The organism is Bartonella sp. AA23NXGY, from assembly GCF_042197165.1.
Classification (GTDB): Bacteria; Pseudomonadota; Alphaproteobacteria; order Rhizobiales; family Rhizobiaceae; genus Bartonella.
The window spans coordinates 109,848-120,779 of sequence record NZ_JBHIRO010000007.1 but is presented as its reverse complement, the minus strand read 5'-3'; the positions used below and the strand labels follow the sequence as shown (position 1 = coordinate 120,779).

The following is a 10,932-nucleotide window of genomic DNA, read 5'->3' as shown; positions in this document are numbered from 1 at the left end:
TTGTGCTTGCTGATCCAAGTGTTCTTGGGCGCCTTTGATAGTAATCTTTCCCCCAGAGTGAATGGTAATATCCGCTTTTTTCTGATCTCCCAGTGCTTTCTCTCCTGACGTTTCCTCTGCCTTACCGGCTATGAGCGTCGAGGCGACAACTTCCGTGTTATTTCCTGAGTCAATGGCAATGCCTTCACCCCCTGTTATGCTCGACCCCACAACTTGGCGCACATCCATCTTGTTATGCTCAGATTTGCTGCTACTAAATGCTCCACCGTCTTTATGGTACGACATCTCATACTGTAAGCTATCCTCTGCATTATTGATGAGAATATCGTTGCTGGCTTTCAGCCCCACCTTGCCATCAGCCGCAATGGAACTACCTGTAATGCTAAGATCATGCGGTTTGCCATCCTGCCCTGCAACAACAGTGGTGTCACCTCCCGATTTTATCGAAGAGCCAACGGCATGAGAGGCTTGCATATCCACTTTCGTGTTTTTGGTGCGAAGATGATACTCCATTTCATCGTTTCTTACCCCTATTGTTACCTCCCCTTTCGCGCCAAGAGCAACATTGCCCTTGGCATCTATATCGGAAGCAGCCATATGGATATCTTTTCCAGAGAGAACAGTGGTCTCTTTTCCAGAACTTAGATGAGAGCCATTGTGCACCGCGACATGAGATGTTTGATCCCCGCGATGGCTATTGGCACTGTTGCGTGTGGCATCAATCGAAACATTCCTCTCAGCTTGCAAGAGAAGTTTATCCTTTGTTTGAACATCAGAGCCTAAAATATTCAAATCTTTTCCAAAGACATAAGTGAGATTGATGTACTTTGAAAAATATTTATTTAAAAAAAATGTGTGAATACACAACAACAAGTATATTCCGTTTAGGGCGTTCTGTTTTGCATGAGGAGTATGATCCCATTAAAAATGAAGAGATTAAGAGGAATAAAATAGAGAGATAATAAAATAAAGGCCCCGTTAAACGAGGCCTTAGTATTTTTTGTGCTGATAATTTCATTTTTACGAAATTAGAATTTGTAAGCGACACCTACACGGAAGTCATTGGTTTTGTAGTTGAATTCACGTGTATCGTTGGCGAATTTCTTTTTACCAAAATCGGAGTAACGGTATTCAGCACGTAAAAGAACGTTGTCTGTCATTGCAAAGTCAACTCCACCACCAATAGTGAAACCAAGCATTGTCTTCGTGTCATCAGCCCAAGTGCCACCAGTCAAATCTATGGCTTGCTTAGCCCCTGCCTCTGGCACTTTTCCATCCCCGCCAGCTTTCTGCTCAACTTTAGCTCTCTCTCCTTTTCCTGCAACGGATTGAATGCCCTGCACCTGCGCATAGGCAATACCACCAGCAACATAAGGCATAATACGGTCAACAGCAGCAAAACCGATACGGACACGTGTCGCACCAGACCATTTTTCTTTGTAACTGTGCGTTTCTGTTACCTTGTCACCGTTTTCAAACCGTTGCTGACCTTTTAATTCAACCTTAGCTTTTTCAAGGGCATCATTAAAATTTGCTGCATCTTTTTCAGTAAGGGTCAATTCACGGGCTTTTTTTGATTCTTCACGGTCTGCCCAAACTGCATCGGTTTCAACACCGAGAACGAGACCATTTCCGAGGTCTACGTTAGATCCGGCATAAATGCCACCCATGAAACCAGAAGGACTAGGTGTGTTATCTTTTTTGAAAAGTTCTTTGTCTGCTCCTGGAATAGTTACTTTAGTTTTACTCGAAAAGTTGCCAACTTGACCACCAAGATAAAAACCTGTCCAAGAAAACGAAGGGGCTGCTGCAATAACTGCTGGTGCAACTTCATGAGGGATCACCACGTCAGCAGCTTGTGCTGCAGAAGATGAAATTAAAGCAGCAACAGAAGCTGCTATTAAAGATTTTGTATTCATAATTTTGCTCCTAAATTAACTATAAAATGACCTTACAAGATTATAGATAGAAAAGCTGTAGTAAAAATGTCACAACCATACAAATAAACACCCAGAAAACCAGTGGTTTGATCAAAGTCAAGATCTCTTAAAAATTTAATTTTTTATTAATACTTTTTATTCATAATTGTACTTTTGATGAAATTAGAACTTGTAAGCGACATCTACATGAAAGTCATTGCTTCTGTAGCCTAGTTTAAGGTAATCCTTTTTAAATTCCTTCTTACCAAAGTCTGAGTAACGGTATTCCGTACGAAGCAGAATATAATTTGTCATCGCGAAATCTATATCACCACCAAGAGTGAAATCCACCATCGTTTTTGTTTTATCAAATACCGTAGCAGAAAATGCTTTACTTGGGTTATCATTTGCCGATTTTTTTGTTCCTGAAATTTTACCAACACCCTGTATTTACGCATAAGCAATACTATCGGCAACATAAGGCATAATACGATCAGCGACGGAAAAACCAACACGAACCCGTGTTGCACCAAACCTTTTTTCTTTGAAACCAATGCGATAAACTGCTGTGTAACCCTTTTGAAACTTTTCATTTTCATCCAATGTAACACCAGCATCTTCAAATTCATCATTAAAATCATCAATCGTAAGAATCTTTGAGACCGTCTTCGTCTCTCCTCGGTCTGCCCAGACTGCATCGGTTTCAACACCTAGAATGAGGACATTTTCAAGATCTATGTTGGAACCTAAAATAAATACCACCTATGAAACCGGAAGACTTAGGTAGTGCATCTTTATCTAAAGTTTTTTCTTTTGTCTCTAAATCAAATACATCAACTTTGACTTGAAAAGTTGCCAACTTAACTACCAAGATAAAAACCTGTCTAAGAAAACGAAAGAGCTATGATAACTGTTGGAGCTGTTTTACGAGGAATGACAATATCAGCAGCTTGTGCCGCAGAAGCTGTAGTCATAGCGATAACAAAAGTTGTTACTAAAGATTTTGTATTCGTAAACTTTGCGCCTCATTTATTTAGAGGATAATGCTACAAGATTACATAAAGAAAAGCTGTCGTAAAAAATAATACAGTCATAGAAAATGGAGGATGCGCTCAAAACAAAATCGCTGCATGACTTTACAACGCTATTAACTTCACTCCGTACGAGAATTCGTAAGTTAACTTATCGATTTTGAATGTAATTCTTGTCTGTCGTTTATGAAAATATTTTTATATCTCCAATAAATATGGAGTGAGTAATAATATAACAACAGAAAATAATAGAGGCCCTGTCTTTGACAGAGCCTCTTGGAAGTTTATTTCGTTGTTTACGAAATTAGAATTTGTAAGCAACACCTACACGGAAATCATTGGTTTTGTATTGAAGTTCAGCTGTGTCTTTAAAGTATTTCTTTTTACCGTAGTCTGAATAACGGTATTCTGCACGCAACAAAACGTTGTCTGTCATTGCGAAGTCAACACCAGCACCAAGGGTGAAACCAACGAGGGTCTTTTTTTCATCATATACGTTACCAGAAGCAATAACCTTATTAGCATCATCACCAGCATCACTAGCTTTTTTCACTTCAATTGCTGAAATGCCCTGAATCTGCGTATAAGCAACACCACCAGCGATATAAGGCATGATACGATCAGTAGCAAAACCAATGCGAACGCGTGTAGCACCAGACCACTTTTCTTTCATAGTAACACTTTCGGTGTATTTATCGAATTTTTTAACTTGTAAACCATCTTTCAGTGGGATCTTAGCTTCTGTAAGGATGTTATTAATACCTTCAACAGTTTTAGTAACTGCTGTTCCAACATCCCATGTACCGTAATCAACTGTGTCTTTTTTACCAATAAAAGAGACATCTGTATCCAAGCCGAAGATCACACCATTGCCGAGATCAACATTGTAACCTGTGTATAGGCCACCGAGCATACCGGAAAGCTTAAGATCGTGCCAACCTAAAGTGCTAGAACCTTTGTCAGATTTCATTGAACGACCACCAATCTGAGCACCAAGATAAAAACCTGTCCAAGAATAGGCAGGGGCTGCTGCGATGACTGCTGGGGCTGTTTCACGAGGGATAACAACATCAGCAGCTTGTGCTGCAGAAGCTGCTGCTATAGCGATAACAGAAGTTGTTACTAAAGATTTTATATTCATAAACTTTGCTCCTAATTTATTTATGAGCACAGTGCTACAAGATTACAGAAAGAAAAGCTGTAGTAAAAATGATACAGTTACAGAAAATGGAGGGCTTATCCCAGAAAAAAATGCTTCATAGCTTGATTTTGTACGAGAAACCGTAAGCTGTATAATGTAATAACTTATTGATTTTAAATATAATTATTGTTTATTGCTTATGCAATAATATTTTTTTAAAAAACCTGAAGAATATCTTTTCATATCCACAATAAATTATGTGTTGTGTAATAATATAGCAACAGAAAATAACAGAGGCTCTGTCAAAGACGGAGCCTCTTCGTTATTTAACTTACCATCTGTTAAAATTTGTAAGCAACACCTACACGGAAATCATTGGTTTTGTAAGAAGTCTCATATTTATCATTTGAGAATTTCTTTTTACCAAAATCTGAGTAACGATATTCCGCACGTACAATAATATTATTGGTCATTGCTAAATCAACACCAGCACCAAGGGTGTAACCAACAAGGGTCTTTGTTTCATCAGACAGAGTACCAGAAGCGATTACTTTGTCTGAATCTTTATCTGTTATTGAAATCAACGCACTATCTTGAAGCTGTGTATAAGCGATACCACCAGCAACATAAGGCATAATGCGTTCAGCTGCAAAACCAATACGCACGCGCGTTGCACCAGCCCACTTTTCTTTAAAAGTGAAACTGTGGGTTCGTTTAGCGCCAGGTTTAAGCGCATCTTTACCAATATTAATTGCAGCATCTTTTAATACCTTGTTAATATAATTGATGTGTTCTGGGGCAATGACATATGTTTTTCCTGTCTTCGTGTCATCTTTATTAGACCACATGATATCTGTATCAACACCTAGAATAAGGCCATTACCAAGATCAACGTTGGAACCTGCGTAAAGACCACCCATGAAACCAGAGAGTTTAGGCAAAAGGTCATCAGGCACTGGAATCTTTTTTCCGTTACTGAGAATATCCATTTTCGTTTTACCCGAAAAACCACCAATCTGGCCCCCAACATAAAAACCTGTCCAAGAAAAAGTTGGAGCAACAATAACGGGAGCAACAGGTGTTGGTCTTGGGGGAACAATAACATCTGCTGCTTGTGCTGCTGAAGCTGAAACAAAAGCGAAAGCAGAAGCTGTTATTAACCATTTCATATTCATATTTTCTCTCCATAGCTGAATATTTATTTGAACACACCGTTTCATATAGAGCACCATCTTCAGATATCTGTAGCAAAAATGATACACTTATAAAAAAAACAAAAAGCCAATCAAAGTACCCTTAATTGCTTGATCTGTAATAAATGAGAATAAAACTATGCCCATGCACAAATGGTCTCTTTTCCTCACGTTTTCTCTCCTTTATCATTTTGATAAAAAAACTGCGCCACAGTACCCTCCGTGTAAAGCGTGTGCTATTGACATAAAAATATAATATATTGATTTACAATGAAAAAATATCTTTTATATTAATTCGTCTGCAATATTGACGATGCTCTTATCTTAAGCCTTTTTATATTAAAGAAACCAAAACCATCCCTCTGCACCTCACAAACAAGCAAGTGTGTGAATAAATAAAACTATTTAAAAGCTAAAATGCTTCCTATTAATACTCTCAATATTGTAATAGTGAAGACCGTTACAATATTGAGGGCAGCTAAATCTAACTGTTCCATTTAAATTCATACAAACAACGTTTTTAGCTTCATCCTTCGCATAACCAAATGTGAATAGCACTTTGATTATTTTTTCATCATTGTAAAGAACGCTTGTAGCGCACATGAACAAGATCTCCACTACCCTATGGACTGCAACAAGATTACATGCAATTTCATCACGCTTGCTCTTTGTTTTTATTTAGGCATTTATTCCTTTTTGACATATTTACCATTTTTTTCTTCTCTCAACCTTATAGTAAAGTCTTTTTCAGAGATTCAGCCTTATTTGTAGGCTATCATTTCATACTCCTTTACAAGACGAAATTGAAAAAAATACCTAAAGACAGACAACCGGTATGATAAACATTAAAACTTATATAGAAATCTCCTTAAAGCTGAAAAAATGAGAAATCTTTCTGAAAGTTTTCAAACCACCCCTTGCTTTAAAAATCATGAATTTGGCAGAAAAAATATCCCTCTTTTTCAACTTCAAAGCATATATTATACTTCTTGATGTTGTTTTTTCACTTTTTAAAAACTCATTGGACCTCGTGCAAATAGGTTTGGCCGTCCTTTTTTCCCTGGTCTTCTTTTAGGATAATGATCTCTTTTTTTACCAGAATGTAACACAGGTACTAACTTAGCTGCTGTTATGCTTTCGCTGTTATTTGTGCAAGAAAGTTCTATCTGAAAAACTTCAGATAATAACTTGCGAAGCTGTTCACCAGTAAAAAAACCTATTGGAGGAACAGCCGAAGATGCTCTCTGTATAAGGTTTTGAGACGCTAAAAAACTTGCACCTTGAGCCATAGAGATTGAAGCAAAAGTAGCAAAAGCTGTAATAAAATATTTTATGTTCATAAATTTAACCTCATCAAATATTCATAATGGATTTTATCTAGTGCGTTCATTGCAAATTTCCAGAAAAAATAGCATGTTTATAGATAAAAAGTGAGAATCCTTAAAAATAAAGCTTTGGAGCATTTTAATTTTAAAATAAAAGAAAGTTGCCCTGCTCTGCCAACATAGAAATTACTTATTGAGTAATAAATAAAGGCACGAAGTATCGTCTGAAAATAATAAACTATACGAACTTCATATAATATACTGATTTATAATGATAATATAGCGTTATCCATATTGACTGAGAATCCTAAATACCATAAGATTCTCTTATTCCAAATCTTTTTCATGTTGAATCAATCAAAACCATTTGTTTGCACGTTACAAGTTGGAAGAGCTGTGTGGATAAAAACACTAAAAAGACTAAAAATGTCTCTTATGAACCGTCTCAAGTGCTAAGGACTTACACAACATTGGGAATTGGCACAGTTGTGTGGATGGTAGCGGCTTGTTACTCCATAAGCATAAAGATGGTAGTGTTCAATAGATTTTATATTGGTATTGGAAGCTTTATTGTTATATCTTTTATGAGCACCACCGTAAAATGAACTTGGGTGTCGGTTTCTTTACAAAAAGCACATGAATTAGCAACACAAATATATTCCGTTTAGGGAGTTCTGTTTTACACGAAGAACGTAAATCCATTAAAAACATGAGGCAATGCGTAATCTCTATTATTTAACAGACATTGCTTTAAATACTTTTAAAAGTCGTAAAGCAGAATTAAAAATGATGGTAAAGATGAGATTTGGTTTTTACATTTACACATTCATATTCTCCCCCAATTAGGCTGTATACCGGTTTCAGAGATTTAAGTCTTCCAACCTACCGTATGTTTCCAGCCTCTCCTCAAAATTGCTTTGTTTCAAATAAAAGCTGTTACAAAAATAAAAAATATGAATTCGCAAAAGTACCTTTATTGCCTAAACTTCAAATGAAATAGCACTTAAGAATTTATTATAATTCTTATCAGAAAAGATGAGAGGATAAAATGCCCATAATGTACAAGCATTTTGTCCTCTCACATCAATAATTAACTCCATTTAAAAGCCAATTTTAAAGTTAGCTATGCGCAAAAATATCAACTTCCGCCCATCCTAAAAGATCAAGCCTAGCTCTCATAGGCAAAAATTGAAAGCATGCCTTGGCAACATTTTCTCGCTCTTCACGTCTTAAACGTTCTTCAAATATAACCTTTAAACGATGCAAATATAACACATCCGACGCAGCATATTCAATTTGTGCCTGTGATAACGTTTCTGCCGCCCAATCCGAAGATTGTTGCTGTTTAGAAATATTCACATTCAGCAATTCATTACAAATTTCTTTCAAGCCATGACGATCCGTATAAGTGCGCGTGAGTTTCGAAGCAATCTTTGTACAAAAAATAGCCTCTGGCATAACACCAAATGTATGTGCTAAAATAGCAAGATCAAAACGCCCAAAATGGAATATTTTTACGACTGCTTTATCTTCAAGAAGCTTGACCAAATTAGGTGCATTCTTTTGTCCTTTAGCAATCTGTATAATATCGGCAGTACCATCTCCAGAAGAAAGCTGAACAACGCATAAACGATCACGATAGGGTTGTAATCCTAAAGTCTCGGTATCAATCGCAATGGCATCAGTTTTATAATTGTCTAAGTTTGGTAAATCACCTTGATGAACGCGAATCTCAGCCATTTACCCTCCTACTTGCTAAAGCAGCAAGAATACGCGCCCAAGACCGCTGCCCCTTATGAAACGATTTTAAATTATATTTTTCATTAGGAGAATGAATACGGTCATCAGCCAGTCCAAAACCAACCAAAAGAGTTTCCATACCAAGAATTGACCGAAAATCTGCTACAATTGGGATCGAGCCCCCCATGGCTGTCAAAACAGCAGGCACTTCCCACTCTTGTGATAAAGCATCCTTCGCCTCCTTGATAAAAGATGAATCATCAGAAATCTGAAGTGCCGGAGAAGAACCGTGATTCTTAAATTCAACCTTACAATCAGCAGGAATTGAGCTACGTACATAATCACGCAACGCTTGGCGTATTTTCTCTGGATCTTGCTTATGCACCAAACGACACGATACTTTTGCACTCGCTTGAGAAGCAATAACCGTTTTCATCCCTTCCCCTTCATAGCCGCCACTAATACCATTAATTTCCATGGTAGGACGTGCCCATACAAGCTCTAAAATGCTCCGCCCTTTTTCACCAGCTGGAACGGAAAGTCCTATAGGACCAAGAAAATTTTCAGCAGTACAATTAAGTGCATTCCATGATTGTAAAATTTGTGGAGGTGTTTCTTCTACGCCATCATAAAAACCAGGAAGTGTTGCCCTATTATTTTCATCGTGAAGTCCTGCTAAGATTTTCGTTAAAATACGAATGGGGTTAGCTGCTACTCCTCCAAAATAACCAGAATGTAAATCACGATTCGCTGCTGTGATAATAATCTCTTCTGCCATAATTCCCCGAAGAGAAAGAGCAATAGATGGTGTATCCGCATCCCACATTGACGTGTCACAAACCAATGCATAATCTGCCTTAAGTTCATCTGTATTTGCTTTTAAAAAAGGAATAAGGGAAGGAGAAGCACATTCTTCTTCTCCCTCAAATAAAACAGTAACTTTAATAGGAAGCTGCCCTGTTTCTTTCTTAAATGCACGACATGCTTCAATAAAAGTCATCAACTGACCTTTGTCATCTGAAGCTCCACGAGCACAAATAACTTTCTCTCCATCTCTCTCTTTTAAAGAAGGTGTAAATGGATCATCCTCCCATAAACTCAATGGATCAACAGGTTGAACATCATAATGTCCGTAAAACAGCACATGCAAACAATCATCTGAAGGTCCAGGATGATGCCCAACAACCATTGGATGCCCCGGCGTATCACGGCGTGAAGCCTCAAAACCGATGCTTTTTAAATCCTCCACTAACCAATCAGCTGCTTTACGACATGCATCCTTGTAAGCCGAGTCTGTAGAAATCGATTGAAAACGTAAAAGAGAAAAAAGGCGTTCAAGGCTCTTCTCTATATTTCCATCAAGATGTGTTAGTACTTTATTCAGCATAAAAAAAACCTTTCAAGCCTTGTGTAATTATATTATAGATGCGATGACTTTAAGCCTCTTGTAAGATTTTGCAAGACACCTTATTCATTTTTGACATTGTGAGCAGTAAAAACTTGAACGTCCAGCCTGTAAAATGCGCATAATAGGCGCTCCACATTCCAAACATTGCTTGCCTTCTCGTCCATAAACTGAAAAAGCATGCTGAAAATAACCAAGCGAACCATCTATATGCATATAATCACGTAAAGAAGAGCCACCAGACAAAATGGCTTCAGAAATCACATTGCGTATATTTTGTGCTAAAGAATCTGCAAATTCACGTGCACGTGCCGTTTTTGATGCTAATGTAAATGCACCACGTTGTGGAGACAAACGACTCCGCCAAAGTGCTTCACAAACATAAATATTCCCAAGACCTGCAACAATAGACTGATCAAGTAAAACACCCTTGAGAGACATTTTTTTATTAACAAAAGCCTTTTGTAAATAACGACCAGAAAACGAATTACTTATAGGTTCAAGACCTAGCTTATTTAAAAGTGGATGTTCATAAAGCTTATCCGTATCGACTAAAAGCATAAACCCAAAGCGACGCACATCATTATAAATAAGACGATAAACGTCACCATTCTTTGTCTGAATATCCATGACAAAATGATCATGTTTAACTAATTTACTTGACGCTGAACAAGCTTTTCTTAAAAAATCATTCTCTATACGCCATGAACCAGACATTCCTAAATGGCTTAAAATCGTTTCATCCTGAGAAAGATGAAATAATAAATATTTCGCACGCCGACCAAGTTCTATAATTGTTCTGCCAATAAGGCGCTCAGAAAAAGCCTCAGGAAAAGGAAAGCGCAAATCTCTACGATTAAGTTTGACAGATACTATCTTTGCATCAGTTACAACGGACTCAAGTCCACGACGAACTGTCTCTACTTCAGGAAGCTCAGGCATTACTCTTCTTTAATAATTATACACTTTCCAATCGTATCACTGATAAATTGACTTCTTCCCCCCTCAAAAAACGAAGACTTCCTCTACATCTACTAAACAAATTCTTGATGAGTCGATTTTACTTGGATTCCTACTCATGTGAATCATTTAACTAAAGGCTTTATGGACAAACCCTGCCTTGAATATATACCACACACTCTAAAATACTTAACGTATCAATAAAGCTTACATCCCAC

General features: G+C 37.4%; 7 protein-coding genes and 2 pseudogenes. All 9 read right to left on the bottom strand.

Annotation, left to right across the window (positions count from 1 at the left end; translation table 11 throughout):
* A pseudogene (locus ACFINY_RS05470) lies at positions 1 to 813 on the bottom strand (hemagglutinin repeat-containing protein); the annotation flags it as partial.
* Between the two features lie 215 nt (positions 814 to 1,028).
* The gene (locus ACFINY_RS05465; RefSeq protein WP_375611782.1) at positions 1,029 to 1,919 is read right to left on the bottom strand and encodes an outer membrane protein; all 891 of its coding nucleotides are present in this window, start codon (positions 1,917 to 1,919) and stop codon (positions 1,029 to 1,031) included.
* A 183-nt stretch (positions 1,920 to 2,102) separates the two neighbouring features.
* Positions 2,103 to 2,893: pseudogene (locus ACFINY_RS05460) on the bottom strand (outer membrane protein).
* Positions 2,894 to 3,254: 361 nt separating this feature from the next.
* Positions 3,255 to 4,091 (bottom strand): outer membrane protein, encoded by an 837-nt coding sequence (locus tag ACFINY_RS05455; RefSeq protein WP_375611783.1) that lies wholly within the window; start codon positions 4,089 to 4,091, stop codon positions 3,255 to 3,257.
* Positions 4,092 to 4,432: 341 nt separating this feature from the next.
* Positions 4,433 to 5,266, bottom strand: a complete 834-nt coding sequence (locus tag ACFINY_RS05450; protein ID WP_375611784.1) for an outer membrane protein — start codon at positions 5,264 to 5,266, stop codon at positions 4,433 to 4,435.
* 1,028 nt (positions 5,267 to 6,294) lie between these two features.
* Positions 6,295 to 6,624 (bottom strand): hypothetical protein, encoded by a 330-nt coding sequence (locus ACFINY_RS05445; protein WP_375611785.1) that lies wholly within the window; start codon positions 6,622 to 6,624, stop codon positions 6,295 to 6,297.
* Positions 6,625 to 7,728: 1,104 nt separating this feature from the next.
* Positions 7,729 to 8,349, bottom strand: a complete 621-nt coding sequence (locus ACFINY_RS05440) for a ribonuclease D (protein ID WP_375611786.1) — start codon at positions 8,347 to 8,349, stop codon at positions 7,729 to 7,731.
* Positions 8,342 to 9,736: a M20/M25/M40 family metallo-hydrolase gene (locus ACFINY_RS05435; RefSeq protein WP_375611787.1), complete on the bottom strand. Its 1,395-nt coding sequence runs from the start codon at positions 9,734 to 9,736 to the stop codon at positions 8,342 to 8,344. Before ACFINY_RS05435 ends, ACFINY_RS05440 begins: the two co-directional genes overlap by 8 nt.
* An 84-nt stretch (positions 9,737 to 9,820) precedes the next feature.
* Complete coding sequence (gene mutM, locus ACFINY_RS05430; protein ID WP_375613328.1) at positions 9,821 to 10,696, bottom strand: bifunctional DNA-formamidopyrimidine glycosylase/DNA-(apurinic or apyrimidinic site) lyase; 876 nt, start codon at positions 10,694 to 10,696, stop codon at positions 9,821 to 9,823.
* Positions 10,697 to 10,932: the final 236 nt, after the last annotated feature.

What these genes read in the sequence shown, in the direction of transcription:
- ACFINY_RS05465 (WP_375611782.1), bottom strand. Translation starts at nt 1,919, where the DNA reads ATGAATACAAAATCTTTAATAGCAGCTTCTGTTGCTGCTTTAATTTCA.
- ACFINY_RS05455 (WP_375611783.1), bottom strand. Translation starts at nt 4,091, where the DNA reads ATGAATATAAAATCTTTAGTAACAACTTCTGTTATCGCTATAGCAGCA.
- ACFINY_RS05450 (WP_375611784.1), bottom strand. Translation starts at nt 5,266, where the DNA reads ATGAATATGAAATGGTTAATAACAGCTTCTGCTTTCGCTTTTGTTTCA.
- ACFINY_RS05445 (WP_375611785.1), bottom strand. Translation starts at nt 6,624, where the DNA reads ATGAACATAAAATATTTTATTACAGCTTTTGCTACTTTTGCTTCAATC.
- ACFINY_RS05440 (WP_375611786.1), bottom strand. Translation starts at nt 8,349, where the DNA reads ATGGCTGAGATTCGCGTTCATCAAGGTGATTTACCAAACTTAGACAAT.
- ACFINY_RS05435 (WP_375611787.1), bottom strand. Translation starts at nt 9,736, where the DNA reads ATGCTGAATAAAGTACTAACACATCTTGATGGAAATATAGAGAAGAGC.
- mutM (WP_375613328.1), bottom strand. Translation starts at nt 10,696, where the DNA reads ATGCCTGAGCTTCCTGAAGTAGAGACAGTTCGTCGTGGACTTGAGTCC.